We start from the raw sequence: 15582 nt of genomic DNA on the forward strand, positions 1-15582 counted from the left end.
AGGGATGGGGGCCGTCAGGGGCGCAGCAGGGTCTTGACGGCGCGGCGTTCGTCCATCGCCCGGTAGCCGTCGGCGGCGTCCTCCAGCGGGAGTTCGAGGTCGAAGACCTTGCCGGGGTCGATCGCGCGGTTCCAGATCAGGCCGATGAGCTCGGGCAGGAAGCGGCGTACCGGGGCCGGGCCGCCGTGCAGGTGCACGCCGGAGAAGAACAGCTCCTCGCCCGGCAGCTCGACGTCGTGGGAGACGCCGACGTAGCCGACGTGGCCGCCGGGCCGGGTGGAGCGGATGGCCTGCATCATCGACTCCTGGGTGCCGACGGCCTCGATGACCGAGTGCGCGCCGAGCCCGCCGGTGAGCTCCTTGACGCGGGCGACGCCCTGGTCGCCGCGTTCGGTGACGATGTCGGTGGCGCCGAACTCCAGGGCGAGCTTCTGCCGGTCGGCGTGGCGGCTGAAGGCGACGATGCGTTCGGCGCCGAGCCGCCGGGCGGCCAGGACGGCGAGCAGGCCGACCGCACCGTCGCCCACGACGGCGACCGTCTTGCCGGGCCCGGCCTCGGCGGCGACCGCGCCGAACCAGCCGGTGCCCAGCACGTCGGAGGCGGTCAGCAGGCTCGGGACGAGGTCGGCGTCCGGCATGGCGGGGGTGGCGACCAGGGTGCCGTCGGCCAGCGGGATCCGGGCGTACTGGGCCTGGGTGCCGATCGCGCCGATGAGTTCGGCGTGCACGCACCGGGACTGGTAGCCGGCCCGGCAGATCTCGCAGGTGTTGTCGGAGGCGAAGAACGATCCGACCACGAAGTCGCCGGGCTTGATCGTTTCGACCGCCTCGCCGGTCTGCTCGACCACGCCGACGTACTCGTGTCCCATCGGCGCCGGCGCGTCGGCGGCGTCCACGCCCCGGTAGGGCCACAGGTCCGAGCCGCAGACGCACGTCGCGGTGATGCGGATGACCGCGTCGGTGGGCTGGACGATCCGCGGGTCGGGACGGTCCTCGACGCGCACGTCGCGCGGTCCGTGCAGAACTGCTCCACGCATGAGTGGTGTCTCCTTCGAGTGTTGGGTGACGGCGGCGGATCAGCGGACTCCGTCGAGCGTCGAAGGCCCGACGCCCAAGGTGCCTCGCCGGCCGGTGGCCAGATGTCGCGGCCGAACCGGCGCCGGCAGCGTCCCGCACGGTTCCCCAGCAGAGGAGGCATTTCCCCCGGTAGGTGAGGCATGAACAGGCGAGAGGAACTCTTTCCCGGCATTTAGCCCGGCGTCCGCACGACGTGCTCACCGCGTCGGCGCGGCGGCGAGCTCGGGTTCGACGGCCGGGGACGGCCGCGCCGTCCGCGCGCGATGCCGGGGGCCGAGAGCGGCGCAGGCCGCCAGCGCGAGCGCGATCGAGACGACGGTGACGATCCCGAGCGGCAGCATGCCGTCCGCCCCGGCCAGGCCGACGAAGGGCGCGGCGACACCGCCGAAGGCGAAGCGGGCCATGCCAAGGAGCGAGGAGGCGGTGCCCGCCATATGCGGGTATCCGGCCAGGGCCAGCGTGGTGGCGGGCGGGGTGGTGGCGGCCACGCCGCTGACCATGATCAGCAGCGAGACGATCACCACGGCCAGCGGCAGCGTCCACAGCCCGGCGGCCAGCAGGCCGAGCGCGCCGAGTGCGCACATGGCCAGGCCCACGGCCAGGGTGCCGCGCACGCTCCACCGCTCGCTGCTACGCCCGGCCAGGTAACCGAAGACCATGAACCCGGCCGAGTTCAGCCCGAAGGCGAGCGCGTACTGCTGCGGCGACAGGCCGTAGACGCCCTGCAGGACGTAGGTGGCCCCGGCCAGGTAGGCGAACAGGGCGGCGTTGACGAACCCCTGCAGCAGCACCGCGCCGGTGAAGACGCGGTCGGCCAGCAGGGTGCGGAAGTCGCGGCCGGTTTGGGCGAACCCACCCGTCGTACGGCTCGTCCGGGGCAGCGTCTCGCGGTAGCCGAAGGCGATGAGCGCCAGGATGAGCGCGCCGATCACCGCCAGGAACGTGAACAGTCCGCGCCAGTCGGTGACCCGGGCCAGCTGGCCGCCCACCAGCGGTCCCACGATGGCGGCCAGGCCGCCGAGCACGGTCATGCGGCCGTAGTAGCGGATGAGCTTTCCGCCGGAGTAGAGGTCACGTCCCGCCGCCTGCGCGATCACGATGCCCGCGCCCCCGGCGAGCCCCTGGACCAGCCGGGCGGCGACGAGCGTCTCGATGCTCGGGCTGAGCGCGCACAGCAGCGAGGTCGCGACGTAGGCGGCCACGCCGACGTACAGAGGCCGGGCGCGGCCGAACCGGTCCGACAGCGGCCCGGCGACGAGCTGCCCCAACGCCAGCCCGATGAGGCAAGCGGTGACGGTCAGTTGCGCCATCGACGTCGCCGCGTTCAGCTCGTCCGTCAACGCGGGCAGAACCGGCAGGTACATATCCATCGATATGGGACCGAACACGGTCAACAGGAGCAACAGCATGGGCAACAGCCGGGAGACCGGCCGCTGCGTGGGCGGAGATTGATTGAGCATGGCTCCAGTCAAGGGGCCCCCGCGGCAGAGCGGGAGTCTCTGTCAAGGGGTGTACCGACAGGGCACCCCAGACCTTCCAGACCGCCTCTACGCTGGGATTATGGATAACCGCCGCGAAGTCCGCGAGTTCCTCACCTCGCGCCGGGCGAAGGTCACGCCCGAGCAGGCCGGCCTGCCCGGTGGCCTCAACCGGCGCGTGCCCGGCCTGCGGCGCACCGAGGTCGCCGTCCTCGCAGGGGTGAGCGTCGAGTACTACGCCAAGCTCGAACGCGGCCAGATCGCCGGCGCGTCAGCGTCCGTCCTGGAGGCGATCGCCCGCGCGCTGCGCCTCGACGACACCGAGCGCGCCCACCTGTTCGACCTGGCCCGCGCCGCCGACGGCATCCCCGCCTCCGGCCGCCCGCGCCGCCGCGCCACCCGCCAGAGCGCCTCCCGCCCCAGCCTGCACTGGGCGCTGGAGGCCATCACCGACGGCATCGCGTTCGTCCGCAACCCCCGCCAGGACCTGCTGGCCGCCAACGCGCTCGGCCGCCGCTTCTACGCGCCCGTCATCGGCGACGGCGGGCGCACCCCCAACCTGGCCCGCTTCCAGTTCCTCGACCCGTCCTCCCGCGACTTCTACCCCGACTGGGACCTGTTCGCCGAGATGTGCGTCGCGATCATGCGGGCGGAAGCCGGCCGCGACCCGCACGACCGCGCCCTGCAGGACCTGGTCGGCGAGCTCTCCACTCGCAGCGACACGTTCCGCACGCTCTGGGCCGCACACGACGTCCGCACCCACGGAACGGGCACGAAGCGGTTCAACCACCCCGAGGTGGGCGAACTCGTCCTCGCCTACGAGGAACTCGCCATCACCGCCGAACCCGGACTCGTGCTCATCATCTACACCGCCGAACCCGGCTCCCCCTCCGCCGAACGCCTGCGCCTGCTCGCATCCCTGGCCGCCGAGCAGCCGACGAACGCCGGCGACGACGTCGCCGGCGCCCATCCGGGATCGCGCTGAACCCCCGCCCGCCTGACGATCTCCTCGATGTTCCACCGTGCGCCCTGCCCTGACGTTCGGCCGCCCTCCTCCTTGGGCGGTTCATCGAATGGGGCCGGGGTGGCAGGCCGACCAGGGGCGAGCCGGCGGGCGGCCCGCCCCTGGTCGGCGGGTCAGCGTTCGGTGAGGCGGATGAAGGTGACGGAGTTGGCGGGGAAGTCGTAGGTGAAGGCGTTGGAGAAGCCGTTCAGGTGGCGTTCAACCGGTTTGATCTTGGTCGGTTCGGTGAGGGAGTTGGCATCGCCCGGAGCGCCGGCCATCGAGGTCACCGTGGCGGACGGGCGAAGGCGGGGACCCTTCAGGGTGACGGTGCTGCGCACGCCGGTCGCCTGAGCGTTGACGACCTTGAGCGTGACGTTGTCGCCGTCTCGCGAGACGACTTGGTAGAGCGGCTCCACGACGGCATTGTCGGTGAACGCGTTGATCTTCTGGCCGTCGAGCCAGGTGGTGATCCTGCGTCCGTTCACCTGGATCTTGATCTGGTAGTCGCGGCCGGTCTCGATGGTGGTCGGGGAGGAGGCGATCTCCGACCTGCCGCCGCCGATGCCCTTCTCGACGGCGGACCGAGTGTTGTTCCAGCCGCCGAGGTTCCACCAGTAATAGGTGTCGCCCACGCCGAACATGACCAGGAATCCCTCGGCGCCGCCGGTCTTGCGGGCCTTGACCTCCATCGTGTAGTTCGACCAGTCAGGTGAGCCGGCGGTGGATCGGGCGTCGGTGACGTCGGCGGTCTGGACGTAGGCGCCGTCCCGCACGGCCCATGCTCCCTGGCCTGGAGTCCACTTCTCGCCCCCGCCGGAGAAGTCGTCCGAGAACAGTGTCGTGCCGTCGGCGGCGGTGACCTTGACGTCGTCGTAACGGACCTGGGTGCTCCACGAGCCGAGCCCGATGCCGCCCGTGATGTCGGCCGGGGGCCTGGTCGCGCTCTCGAACGTGCTGGGCTGGATCCGGTCGCCGAGGTTCGTGGAGAACAACTTCTGCACGTAGTAGTTCGCCGATCCGAAGACCTGGTCGTTGTCGTACCAGATGAGGTCGGGGAACCAGTTCACGTAGTCCACGTTGGCCAGCAGCGGCGCGTACGACGCCAGCTCCACCACGTCGGAGTTGCGCTCCAACCCGGTCATGTACGACGCCTCCGCCAGGGCGTTGCCGAACGTGTTGCCCTGCGAGGCGTACTCGCCGGCGAACACCTTCGGCCCGTTGCGGTCGTAGGAGTCGTAGCGGTGGTTGTTGGTCAGGAACCAGCCGGGGCTGCTGTAGTAGTGCTCGTCGACCAGGTCGGCCTTGTGGTCGCGGGCGAACTGCCACATCTTGTCGAACCAGGCGCCCTGTGGGGCTTGCCCCGAGTTGCTGATGATCTTAATGGTGGGGTACTTGGCCCTGACCGCGTCGGCGAACTTGGGATAGTTCGTGAAGAACTCGGAGTAGATCTCCTCGTTCCCGAGGCCGATGTAGTCCAGGCCGAACGGCTTCGGGTGCCCGAGCGCGGCCCGCTTGGCGCCCCACTCGGAGGTGACCGGGCCGTTGGCGAACTCGATCAGGTCGAGCGTGTCCTGGACCCACCGGGCCAGCTTGGCCTCGTCGGTCAGCGGCTGGTTCACGTTGCAGCCGTTGACGCCCACCGACAGCACCGGCAGCGGCTCGGCGCCGATGTCCTCGGCGAACTGGAAGTACTCGTAGTAGCCGATGCCGTACGACTGGTTGTAGCCCCAGAAGTTGAAGTTCGTCGGCCGCTCCTCGACCGGGCCGATCGTCTCCTTCCACTGGTAGATCCGCCGCCGGTCCTGCTTGTCGGAGTAGGGGGCGTAGGTGCCGACGTTGGTCACGCAGCCGCCGGGGAAGCGCAGGAAGCCCGGCTTCAACTCCGCGACGGCCTTGGCCAGGTCGGCTCGCATGCCGTGCCCCTTGAAGGTGTCATGCGGGAACAACGAGACCATGTCCAGATCGGTGCGCCCGCTCGGCGCCTGGACGATCAGGCGACCGGTGTCGGTCGTCGCCGCCGCGGTGAACGACGCTTCGTACTTGGCCCAGCCGCCCGCCTTGACCTGCAGGGCCGCCGTGCCGAGGACCGCGGTGCCGTCCTCGACGGTCACCGTCAGCGTCCCCGCCTCGGTGCGCCTGGCCCAGAACGACAGGTCGTAGCGGGCGCCCCTCTTCAAGGGCAGGCCGCGGTTGAACCCGGCGTTGCTCACCCCGGCCGTGCCGTCTCCCGTGACGTCGAGACGCAGGTAGTTGCGGTTGTTGGAGTTCAGCGGCTGATCGCCGGTGACCGCGAGGGTGGCGCTCGCGCCGCGTTCCGTCTTGCTCCACGCGGTCAGGCCCGTGTAGGAGGCGTGGTCCTGGTCGTTGAACTCGAACGAGCGGTTCTGGACCAGCTCGGCGTACAGGCCCCCGTCGGCGGCGTGGTTGATGTCCTCGTAGAAGACCCCGTACAGGTTGGGACTGACTTCGGTGCCCTTGGCCTTGGTGTCCACGGTGAGCGCGCCGGACGTGTAGCCCTCGATCGTGAATTTCGTGATCGCCGGGCCGGTGACGAGAGCGCCGTCGCTGACGGAGACGTTCTTGCCGCTGGAGGAGAGCTCGACCTTGCCGCCACCGGCGTCCTTGAGCTGGAAGACCGAGGGGTTCGCGCCCAGCCGCACCTTGTCGCCGGCCTCCAGGTATTTCCCGGACGCGGCGTCCTTGAGCGCCAGTCCGCCGTCGCGCGGCTCGGCGGTCATGACAAGGCCGGTCATCGGCGCCCTGTCCGAGGCCCGCACCACGCCCGACTTGCTGACGGACAGGTAGGGCGCGTCGACCGCCTTCAGCGTGAACCGCCCCTGCGGGCTCACCGGCCGTCCCTCGGCGGCCTTGACGGCGAAGTAGTCGAAGTCCGCGCGGACGGGCGTCCCGTTCTGGGCGGACAGACCGTAGAGGCCGACCTGCTTGATGTCCAGCTTCGCGGTGGACCGGGTTGCTTCGATCCATGCCGAGCCGTCCCAGTAGGAGGCGACGAACTCGTCGCCGGTCCTGGCCAGCCTGAGGATCTCGCCGGTGGATCCCGGACGGGTCTTGAAGCCGCCGGTGTAGCTCGCGCCGACCTCCGTCCCCGTCTCGATCACGGTGCCGCCGGAGAAGCTGACGTGGGCCAGCCCGGTTCGTACGTAGTTGTCCCAGTCCTGCCAGGCGACAAGGCCCGCGTTATGGTAGTCCAGCGCGACGGGCGCGCTGAGCTTGGTGATCACCTCGAAGTCGCCGGCCGGAACGTCGACGAGGAAGACGTTCTTGGCGCTGTTGCCGCCCCCGTACGTGTCACCGGGGGAGGTGTCCAGATGGAGCGCGCCCCCTGACAGCGACCAGCGGGAGTCGTCGGGGGACAGGACGCTCCACTCCTGCCCCAGGCTGTCGCCGTCGAACTGGTCGACGGCTGCTCCTTGAGGGATGGGATCCGCTGAGGCGGACGCGGGCGGTGGTGCCGCGAGGAGGGCGGCGACGAGCATGACCGATAACGCGACGCGTTTCATGATGAGGACTCCTGAGGGATGTTAGCGCTAACACAACTGGACCCGTCAATGGCTGTGGTGTGCGGTAGGAAGGGGAGCTTACTGGTCGAGGGCCGTGCAGGAACCGGATGCGTTCATCTACGAAGAGCGTGGTCTCCGGGGCGTCGACAACCGGGTGTGCCGGGTGCGCACCAGCGTCGCGACGCCCACTGGGCGCACCGGCCGAGGTGCCTTCAGCGACGGCTGTGCAGCCGCCCGCGACGGGCGAAGGCGATCCAGATCCCGGAAGCGATCACCACCGCGACCGCGATGATTCCGATCTTGAACGGAGTGTCGTCCGCGTCCTCGCGGTCGGCCAGAGCCGCGGCGGCCGCCGCGCGCGGCGCGGGCGAAGTCGCCGCCACGGGGGTGGCGGCCAGGTCCGCCGCCTTCACCTTCGCCGTCGCGCGTGCCTTGGCGGGCTTGGTCGCGGTCACCGTGACCTTCCAGGTCCCGCTCGGCAGCGGCTCGGGGGAGGTGTAGAGGTTCTGGCCCTCGGAGGAGGACCTGAGCTGGACGGGGCCGAAGGAGCGACCGTCGGAGGAGGTCGCCGTCAGTGTCGCCTCGACGACGTCGGTGACGGGATGCCCGTCCTCCTTCCATGTGACCAGCACATTGACGTTGTGGCCGCCGTCCCCGGTCACCTCCAGTTTGATCGGTCCGCGATGGGCGGATGCCGCGGGTGCGGCGAGCATGAGGGCGAGCCCGGCCAGCAGGACGGTCACGGCGTATCGCAGTGCGTTGTTCACGGGGTGTGGTTCCCTTCGGGGTCGTCGCCGGACGATGCCGGCGCGAGCACGTGCCGGCGTCCGATGAAGGCGGTCCCGGCCGGCCGGGATGAAGACCGCGTCGTGGAGCGGGAGGGGGTGAGTGCCCTCGCCTGGCGAGGGCACTCACCGTCTGTCGGCGACGTGACGGAGCGGCGCTCTATGGCGGCGTCCGGAACGCCGGTCTCGCTCGTCGTCAGGCCGGCGTGCCGCCGTGCCGGACGATCAGTGCGTCGGCGTCCCGGAGGAGGACGGCCCGGACCTGCTCGTCCGAGACGCCCTTGTTGCCGCTGACGGCGTCCTTGAACTTCCGGATCTCCTTGATGATCTTGTCATCCTTCTTGCCCTTGTCCTCGGCATCGCGCACGGTGGCGAGGTTCGTCTGCAAGCGGTGCGCTTCCTTGTCCGTCAGCTTGCCGTCCTTCTCGAAACGGTCGATCAGGGCGGCGAGGTCCTGCGTCGAGGTCTCGACGGTGAACGTCACGGACTGCTCGGTCTGTCTGCCCGCGTTGCTGACCGCGGTGACCGTGACCGTGTGCGTGCCCAGGGCCAGCCCGTACAGCGGCTGGAGCGTCCCGGACTCGAACGGCTTGCCGTCGAGCGTGCCGCTCACCGACTTCACGCCGGAGGCGGTGTCGACGACCTGCCAGGCGATCTGCAGGTCCTGGCTGTCGCCGTACTTCTCGTCGTTCGCCACGCCCGAGATCACCACGGCGGGCGCCTTGGTGTCGACCTGGAACGCGGCGGCCTTGACGTCCTCGGCGTTCCCGGCCTTGTCGGTCGAGCGGTACTTGAGCTCGTGCTTGCCCTCGCCCGAGACGGTGACCGGCTCGGTGTACGGCGTCCAGTCGCCGCCGTCCAGCGCGTATTCGGTCTTCCCCACCCCGGCCGTGGCGTCGGTGGCGGTGAGCGTCACCGGCACGGCGGCGTCGTGCCACCCGCTGTCGTTCGGCGAGGCGAACTCCGCCCTGGTCATCGGCGCGGTCGCGTCCGCCTTGACCGTGAGGGTCCTGGCGTCCTCGACGTTGCCCGCCTTGTCCGCCGAGCGGTAGGCCAGCGTGTGCGAGCCGTCGCCGGAGACGACCACAGGAGCGGTGTAGGCGCTCCAATCGCCGCCGTCGAGCCGGTACTCGGTCTTGTCGACCCCGCTGCCGTTCGGCTCGTCGGCGGCCGACAGCGTGATTGAGACCGGGCCGGTGTACCAGCCGCTCTGCGGAGCCGCCGGGTCGGTCGTCGCGGTCGTCGTGGGCGCCGTCTTGTCGTCGGCGCCCCCGCCGCCCTTGACCAGGTGGAAGTAGTCGAACTTCGCCGTCGCCGACGCGGTCTGGCTGTTGCCGCCGAAGGCGAACACGCCGACCTTCGCCCCGCTCGCCACGGCGCCGTTCTGCACCGTGGCGCCGAGCTCGGTCCAGTCCGTGCCGTTCGCGGAGTAGTAGCCGTGGAAGGTGTCGCCCTCCTTCTTCAGCCGCAGCCACCACACGCCGGAGCCGTGCTGGTCGACCTGCGGCTGCGGGTCCTGAACGGCTCCGCCGACCTCGCTGCGCAGCTCGATCCTCGTCGCCGTCGCGCTGTCGGCCACGTAGTCGACCTTGACGTAGTCGTCGTCACCGCCGTAGACCACCAGGCCGCCCTGGTGGTACGCCTGGTTGAACGCCGAACCGTCGAGCTTGGTCTCCAGCGTCCAGTCGCCCCCGGGCGCGTTCTGCAGGACGAAGTTCTTCGGGCCGCTGTTGTCGGACCCGTAGATGTCTCCCTTCGAGGTGTCGATCTCCAGCTTGCCGCCGGTCACCCGCATCCCGGTGGCGTCGGGACGGACGACCGCGTTCCAGCGGCAGGAGTCGAGCGCGCCGCCGTCGAACTCGTCGTCCGGCGCCGCGCCGGTGGCCGTGTCGTCCGGAGTGATCTGGAACCAGTCGAAGGACGCGTCCACCACCGGGTGGCCGCCGGTCCCGGACAGGGCGAGCAGGCCGATCCTCGGGTTCGTGATGCCGGCGAGCTTCTTCGTCTCCGGCATCGCGGTGAAGGTGACGCCGTCCGCCGAGTAGGAGGCGTTCAGGTTGGTGCCGTCGGTGACGAGGCGCACGTACACGGTGTCGGGGTAGGCGTCGCCGAGGTTGGCCGTGTTGCTCGCGTTCACCTCGTTCGGGGCGCCGTTCTCCTCGCGGATGAACTGGAAGATGCGGCCCGCGCGGTCGTTGGTGCCCCGTCCCTCCAGAACGATCTTCGCGTAGTTGTCGTCGTCGCCGTACAGGACCAGGCCGGCCTGCTCGTAGGCGTCGAGGGCCTTCAGCGTGACCTTGGCGGTCGCGGTCCATGCTCCCTGCGGTGCGGGCTGCACCACGATGTTCGACGTGTTACCGCCTGCGCCGTAGATGTCGGTGCTGGACGTGGGGATCACGAGGCTGCCGTCGGCGACCTTGAGGTCCTGGTTCTCCCGGATGACCGACCAGCGGTCACGGTTGAGCTGGGTCCCGGTGAAGCCGTCCGAACGGCCGGTGAGACAGACGGTGGTCGCCGAGTCCACCTTGATCGGGATCTGGGCGGTGGCCGAGGCGCCCTTGTCGTCGGTCGCGGTCACCACGGCCGTGTAGGAGCCCGGCGCGGTGTAGGTGTAGCTCGCCTCGGCGGTGGTGGGCTGCGGCGCGCCGGTCACCCCGAAGTTCCACTTGTAGGTGATCGGACCGCCTTCCGGGTCGGTGGCCGTCGCCTTGAAGTCCACCTTCAGCGGCGCGACGCCCGTCGCCTGGGGCGCCGTCGCGGTCACCGTCGGACGCTGGTTGTCGGTGGCGCCCTTGCCGACGAAGTCCACCCAGTTGAAGTTCGCCAGGTAGGCGTCGTTCGCCGCGCTCGCCGGCTTGCGCACGACGAAGTACAGCGGCCCGCTCTCGGACGGCGGACCGGTCAGGTCGAGCGTGACGTCGGTGAACGTCTGCCACCCGCCGGTGGGCTTCACCTCGGCCGAGCCCACCAGGGTCCCGGTCCCGGGGTTGCCCGCCCGGACCTGTACGGTCCCGCCCGCGCCGCCCGAGGCGACCCGGAACCGGATCCCGGTGACGTTCGACAGGTTCACCGGGTCGAACGACCACCAGTCACCGTCCTGGACGAACCCGATGTTGAGGTTGCCGCCCTGCGGGTCGGTCGTGGTCTCCGTCTGGACGCCGGCGGCGTCGGTGCCCTTGCCGTCGGCCACCCGGCCGGTCTGCGCGAAGTGCTCGGCCTGCTTGCGCTTGGGCTCCAGGATGACCTGGCCGCGGCCGGTCAGCGGCTTGGCGTCGCCGGCGCCCTTGTCGGCGTAGCTGGCCTCGATCACATAGAAGAGGTTGTCGGTCTCGCCGTGGCCACTCTGCGAGGTCTGCAGGGTGCCTTCACAGCCCTTGAGCTGGTCGAGCGGGTGGCCATGGCTGTCGTGGCCGAGGATCGCCTGGATCTGGACCTTGTCGCAGTCGATCGCGCCGTCCTCGGCGTCGGTGACGGTGACCTTGAACTTCACCTGGTCGCCGAACTCGAAGAAGGAGCCGTTCGGCGGCACGTCGACGGTCACGACGGGACGGGTGTTGCCCGCGGTGATCGTCACGCTCGCCGTGCCGGTCTTGCCGTCGGAGTTCGTGACGGTCAGGACGACGCCGTACTCGCCTGCCTTGTCGTAGGTGAAGGTGGGGTTGGGGTCGGTGGAGTCGGTGTCGCCGTCGCCGTCGAGGTCCCAGGCGTAGGTGATCGCCTTGTCGTCCGGGTCGCGGCTGCCCTCGCTGGAGAACTTCACGGTCAGCGGCAGCGGCCCGTCGGTCTTGTCCGCCGTGACGCGGGCGATCGGCGGGCGGTTGCCCTTGATGTACTCGATGCGGTAAATGCCGGAGTCGGCGTTGTCACCGCCGAAGCCGGAACCCCACTCGATCATGTACAGCGCGCCGTCGGGGCCGAACTTCATGTCCATCGGCTTCTTGAACTTCAGCGAGCCGAGGATGCGGTTCATCTCGACGAGCTTGGTGCCGTTCTCGTCGAGCTGGAACGACCACACGTTGTCGTTGTTCCACTCGCCGAAGACGGCCTTGCCGTCCCAGTAGGCCGGCCACTTCACGTCCGACTGCAGGTTCGGGTCGAAGCGGTAGACCGGGCCGCCCATCGGCGCGCCGCCGCTCAGCTCCGGGAAGTTCTGCGGGTCGGCCCCGTAGTGGTACCAGATCGTCGCCGGGATGACCGGGGGGAGGTTGGTCAGGCCGTCGTTGTTGGGCGAGTCGTTGACCGGCGCGGCGCAGTTGAACGGCGACCCCGACTTCTTGGTGGCGAAGTCGTAGTCGACGTACGGGGTGTTGTTGCCGACGCAGTACGGCCAGCCGTAGTTGCCCGGCTTGGCGACCAGGTTCCACTCGACCGTGTTCTCCGGGCCCCGCGTGGCGCTCGCCGTGTTGGCGTCGGGGCCGTACTCGCCGAGCATGATGCCGCCCGTCTTCGGGTCGAGCCCCATGCGGAACGGGTTGCGGAAGCCCATGCCGTAGATCTCCGGCTTGGTCTTCGCGGTACCCGGCTGGAACAGGTTGCCGGACGGGACGGTGTAGGTGCCGTCAGCCTCGGGGTGGATGCGCAGCAGCTTGCCGCTCAGGCTGTTGGTGTTGGCCGAGGTGCGCTGGGAGTCCCAGTTGGTGCGGCCGGACTGCTCGTCGAGCGGCGCGTAGCCGTCGGAGGCGAAGGGGTTGGTGTTGTCGCCGGTGGCCAGCCACAGGTTGCCGGTCTTGGGATCCATCACCATGCCGCCGCCGTGGTGGCAGCACTCGGCCCGCTGCACCGGGACGTCGAGGAGCTTCTTCTCGCTCGTCAGGTCCAGGCTGTCACCGTTGACGGTGAACCTGCTCAGCCGGTCGACGTTCTCGCCGCTGGGGGAGTAGTAGAGGTACGCCCAGTGGTTGGTGTCGAAGCCGGGGTCGAGCGCCAGGCCGAGCAGGCCGCTCTCGTTGGCGGTGAAGACGTTCAGCTTCCCGGCGGTGACCGTGCCGCCCGTGGGCTTGATGATCTTCACTTCGCCGAGCCGGTCGATGTAGAAGGCCCGGCCGTCCTTGGCGACGTCCACCATCATCGGATTGGAGGTGTTGTCGTCGAGCGTGACCTTCTCGAAGCTGGAGCTCTGCGAGGCCGAGCAGTCGGCCTTGATCGCGCCGGCGGCGGTCTGGATGCCGCCGAGAAGCAGCTTCAGGAAGTTCGGCTCGGTGTAGTTCTCCTTGAGGTGGCCGAGCCCCGTGTACCACGAACGGCCGCCGTCGAAGTCCTGGCACCATGTGTTCGGGTGGTCGGCGCCCATCGTGCCGCCGGTGTAGGACTTCTCCTCCAGCGAGGTCAGCACATGGACCGTGTTGCGCGGGTTGGCCTGGTAGTCGTACCACTCGTCGGTACGGGTCCAGGTGGTCGGCAGGTCCTTGGTCGACGGGTGGGCCGGGTCCTCGACCTTGACCGTGGCCTGCTGGATCGCCGGGTGCTGCTTGAAGTACGCCCCGACCAGCTTGCCGTACCAGGCCCAGTTGTACCCGCTGTCGGCGGCGGCGTGGACGCCCACGAACCCGCCGCCCTTCTGGATGTAGCGCTGGAAGGCGTCCTTCTGCTCCTGCGTGCCCAGCGGGTCGCCGGTCGTGGACATGAAGACCACGGCCTGGTACTGCGCCAGGTTCTCATCGGTGAACCGGGCGCTGTCCTCGGTCGTGTCGACCGCGAAGTTGTTGTCCTGGCCGAGCTTCTGCACCGCGGCGATGCCCTCGGGGATCGCGTCGTGCCGGAAGCCGGTCGTCTTCGAGAAGACCAGCACCTTGAAGTCAGGCGCCGCGGCGGCTTCCGTGGCGGCCGACGACGCGGTGACCGTGGCGCTCGCCGGTGCGGCTGAGAAGGTGATGAAGGGAGCGACGAGAGCAAGAGCCGTCGCCGCCGCGATGCGACGTCGCGGACGACGTCGGTCCTGTGGCGGGGCCGCGTGGAGCAGCCTGGCCCACGTTCGATGACGTGGTGACATGGAAACCCTTCCTGACCGGGGGGACGTCAGGCAAGGCGCGCGCCGCCGCGCTTGTTGCCACTTGGTTTTCGAGCGGGTGTTGCGGGGTGCTGGAGGGTGCCGTCTCCAGGTCTGTGGGGTGCTGTCAGTGGACTGCCGGCCGCGGTGGCGAGTCCATGATCGTGGTCGGGTCGTCGATGATCTGGGTGACCACCATGCTCGCGGCGCCCCGGGAGGCGGCGCCGAAGCCGAGCGTGGAGGCGACGAATCGGCACTGGGCGGCGGGAGCGGCCACCACGAGCCGTTGCAGCTGATGTTGCGCGTGCGGCAGCAGCCACTCGGCCAGGGAGGCGAAGTAGCCGCCGATGACGATCACCCGCGGGTTGAACAGGTTGGCCAGGATCGAGCCACCGAGCCCGAGCCATTCGCCGACCTGCGCCACCGCCTTCGTCATCCGTACATCGCCCGAGGCCAGGCCGCGCGCGATGTCGGCCACTCGTTCGCCGGGGTCGGGCATCGGCATGCCGGGCAGCCCGTAGGCGTGCTCCGGCATCGCCGCGCGGACGAGCGCGGCCAGGCCGACCTTGGTCTCCCAGCAGCCGATGCGGCCGCAGCCGCACTGGTCGCCGTTGGGGTCGAGCCGCAGATGACCGACCTCGCCGGAGAACCCGTCCGCGCCGCGCAGGAGCCGGCCCCCGGAGATGATGCCGCCGCCGACCCCGACCTCGCCGGTGAGATAGACCAGGTCGGACGTGCCTGCGGCGACACCCGAGATGTACTCGCCCAGCGCGGCGAGGTTGGCGTCGTTGTCCACCAGCACCGGTACGCTCAGCGGGCCGAGCACGGAGGTCAGCCGCTCGGCCAGCGGCAAATCATGCCAGTAGAGGTTCGGCGCGAACGTCACGACACCGCGTGCCACGTCGACGAGCCCGGGGACGGCCACCGCTATGCCGGCGGGCGTCGCTCCGGCCCGGCACATCGCCTCCACGGCCTCCTTGGCCACGAGCCCGAGGCGGCGCACCGCACGATCCGGCGTGCTGCCCATCGCGTCGAAGACGACCCGGCGCTCGACCAGGACCCGGCCGCTGAGGTCGGTGCCGTGGACGGCGATGTAGTCGACGTTGATCTCCATGCCCAGGGCGCCGACATGCGCGCCATGCAGCGCCACCGCCCGTCTGGGCCGGCCGATCGCGCCCACGTGCTCGACTCCCACTTCCCGTACGAGCCGCCGTTCCAGGAGCTCGGCCATGAGATTGGAGACGGTGGCGCGGTGCAGGCCGGTCGCCTCCGCGATGTCGGCACGGGACAGGGAGGTGTGGTCGCGCAGCTCGCGCAGCACTGAGGAGAGGTTCGCCCTGCGCAGTGCGGTGGAGCCTGCCGGGGGAGTGCCGCCGGTGGACGTGCGGGTGAGGTGCCTGTTGGTCACTCGTGTCACCCGCCCTTTGTTTTGTATCGGGGATCAATTAATGAGGGTTGTAACACGAAGGTGTCCGACCGTGCACCCCCGTCCCGCGTAACGAGTTGGCATCGACGATCTTCCAGCAGTTCAGAGAGCATTCCCGATCTCGTTACCGGACTGTTACGGGAAGTGCAAACGCTTTCCCTCTTGTGCTTCACAGTCTTTGCCGCTTTTAATTCGGCCAGCCATACGTACTAATTGCGGAGGAGACGCGTGCACCACGGCAGGGCTGACGCCCCAGCGACCGACTCGACGAGTCGGGGCCTGCCCGCGGGAGTCCCCGCGGAC

Annotated in this window: 7 protein-coding genes; 1 reads left to right on the forward strand and 6 read right to left on the reverse strand. The window is 69.6% G+C overall.

What is annotated here, in order from left to right; genetic code table 11:
- Positions 1–14: 14 nt before the first annotated feature.
- Positions 15–1037 (reverse strand): zinc-dependent alcohol dehydrogenase family protein, encoded by a 1023-nt coding sequence (locus tag AB0C33_RS38495; protein WP_358297075.1) that lies wholly within the window; start codon positions 1035–1037, stop codon positions 15–17.
- Between the two features lie 237 nt (positions 1038–1274).
- Entirely contained in the window at positions 1275–2537 is a 1263-nt protein-coding gene (locus AB0C33_RS38500; protein WP_358297078.1) for a multidrug effflux MFS transporter, read from the reverse strand.
- 100 nt (positions 2538–2637) lie between these two features.
- Between AB0C33_RS38500 and AB0C33_RS38505 the strand changes: the two genes are divergently transcribed.
- The gene (locus tag AB0C33_RS38505; RefSeq protein WP_358297081.1) at positions 2638–3540 is read left to right on the forward strand and encodes a helix-turn-helix transcriptional regulator; all 903 of its coding nucleotides are present in this window, start codon (positions 2638–2640) and stop codon (positions 3538–3540) included.
- Positions 3541–3692: 152 nt separating this feature from the next.
- Here the strand turns inward: AB0C33_RS38505 and AB0C33_RS38510 are convergent, their stop codons facing one another.
- The 4 genes from AB0C33_RS38510 to AB0C33_RS38525 form a co-directional block, all read right to left on the reverse strand.
- Entirely contained in the window at positions 3693–7082 is a 3390-nt protein-coding gene (locus AB0C33_RS38510) for an alpha-L-arabinofuranosidase C-terminal domain-containing protein (protein ID WP_358297084.1), read from the reverse strand.
- A 212-nt stretch (positions 7083–7294) separates the two neighbouring features.
- Positions 7295–7849 (reverse strand): hypothetical protein, encoded by a 555-nt coding sequence (locus AB0C33_RS38515; protein WP_358297087.1) that lies wholly within the window; start codon positions 7847–7849, stop codon positions 7295–7297.
- Between the two features lie 214 nt (positions 7850–8063).
- Positions 8064–13655, reverse strand: a complete 5592-nt coding sequence (locus tag AB0C33_RS38520; RefSeq protein ID WP_358297090.1) for a ThuA domain-containing protein — start codon at positions 13653–13655, stop codon at positions 8064–8066.
- Positions 13656–13980: 325 nt separating this feature from the next.
- Entirely contained in the window at positions 13981–15261 is a 1281-nt protein-coding gene (locus AB0C33_RS38525) for an ROK family transcriptional regulator (RefSeq protein ID WP_358297093.1), read from the reverse strand.
- Positions 15262–15582: the final 321 nt, after the last annotated feature.

Origin of the sequence: Nonomuraea sp. NPDC048881 (assembly GCF_040649795.1) — a bacterium.
Taxonomy (GTDB): domain Bacteria; phylum Actinomycetota; class Actinomycetes; order Streptosporangiales; family Streptosporangiaceae; genus Nonomuraea.

Coding starts and splice junctions, on each gene's coding strand:
- AB0C33_RS38495 (WP_358297075.1), bottom strand. CDS start 1,037: ATGCGTGGAGCAGTTCTGCACGGACCGCGCGACGTGCGCGTCGAGGAC.
- AB0C33_RS38500 (WP_358297078.1), bottom strand. CDS start 2,537: ATGCTCAATCAATCTCCGCCCACGCAGCGGCCGGTCTCCCGGCTGTTG.
- AB0C33_RS38505 (WP_358297081.1), top strand. CDS start 2,638: ATGGATAACCGCCGCGAAGTCCGCGAGTTCCTCACCTCGCGCCGGGCG.
- AB0C33_RS38510 (WP_358297084.1), bottom strand. CDS start 7,082: ATGAAACGCGTCGCGTTATCGGTCATGCTCGTCGCCGCCCTCCTCGCG.